1 protein-coding gene and 1 pseudogene are annotated in these 1236 nt (G+C 44.9%); both read right to left on the reverse strand.

Translation table 11 applies throughout. The annotated features are described in order from the left end of the window. Positions 1-456, reverse strand: a pseudogene (locus AB5935_RS26845) (hypothetical protein); the annotation flags it as partial. 44 nt (positions 457-500) lie between these two features. Continuing rightward, positions 501-1236 (reverse strand): DUF6850 family outer membrane beta-barrel protein (locus AB5935_RS26850; protein WP_368327961.1); only part of this gene is annotated, 736 nt, incomplete at its 5' end.

Raw genomic sequence — 1236 nt, forward strand, 5'->3', positions numbered from 1 at the left:
AAAAGGGTCTACACCTTCTATGGGCTCACTAAGAAATTTGCTCCAGTTTACAACAATCGAGCTGTCTGTCTCCTGTTCTATTTTCCAGGATTCCGCTATGGGAGTGATAGCATTGCGCGCATAGGCTGGATACGAGAGATGAGTTGTATCCTCGCATAAGTTCTTGGAGTCGGGACGTAATAAATATAACTGTTCTTTGTCATATTTCAAACGTATCCATACCGGATCATAAAGTCGCTGGCCTGCATAAAGTTTAACTTTATTATTGGGAGAACTGACGGTCATCACACGGGCTGCTAACAGAAAATCCCGGTTTATCAACCGTTTGGGTATTTCTACAAAACATCCTTTGGTGTTTTGCCGGATGTGAAACATGGGGGCAGAGTTACCCCAAAGGAGGGTGGGAAAGAGCAGCAGGCGTAGCAACCGAAGTTTGTTATTGGCAATTCTCATCATGATTGGTGTAAATTTTCTGGTTGGTTTTTGTGAGGTGAGGAAGGTTAATGGTACAATCCGAGACTTATTCCGAACATTTTGGAATCGGTTTTCTTGTCGGTCTTCAGATATGCTCCTGTGGCTTTGACGAACCACACGTTGGTGTGTTTCTTTATAGTTACAGGCATTTGATATTGTATTTGCAGTTTTCCGTGCGCATACGATGCTCCATAATAGGTCATGTCGGGTAAAAGCACACTTTGGGCGTATTCAGTGGACGGATCGTTGAGTGACAGGTCCGATGATAGCGAAATGTGATATCCGGCTTCTGCTTCTATCCATAATGAACGGTTGTTTTTGCGCAGGAATGAATATCCGCCCTCCATGCAGATAGTTGCCTGTCGGACTGTAAGCGATGAAGACGGAAGATTGTATTGATCTTCTACCGATTGGAAATAGGCGCGTGCGCCTGCGTAGGCTGTGGCTTCTCCAGTGTGATGATTACTCCACAACAGGCGGTAGTGCAGATTGGCATTGAGTAAATCGACGGTGTAACGTTCGTCGTACGTGAGAAGTGTGTTCCAGTAGGAAGATTCGATACCTGTTACCGGATCTTTTTCTATTATTTTTTCCTGACGGTATTCGTCGGCTTTTCCGGTCTGATAGTTAATGGAAATGTCGATGATGTGTTCTGTGCGTCCGGATTTGATCCGGTTCATAGAAAGCAGGTTGTAGGTGGTGGTGTGATATTTTCCCGGTGAATATTTGATGTCTCCCCATACGTCTTCGTTGCCTTTGGCG

The organism is Phocaeicola sp. RTP21198st1_B8_RTP21198_201120, assembly GCF_040929485.1.
Classification (GTDB): Bacteria; Bacteroidota; Bacteroidia; order Bacteroidales; family Bacteroidaceae; genus Phocaeicola; species Phocaeicola dorei.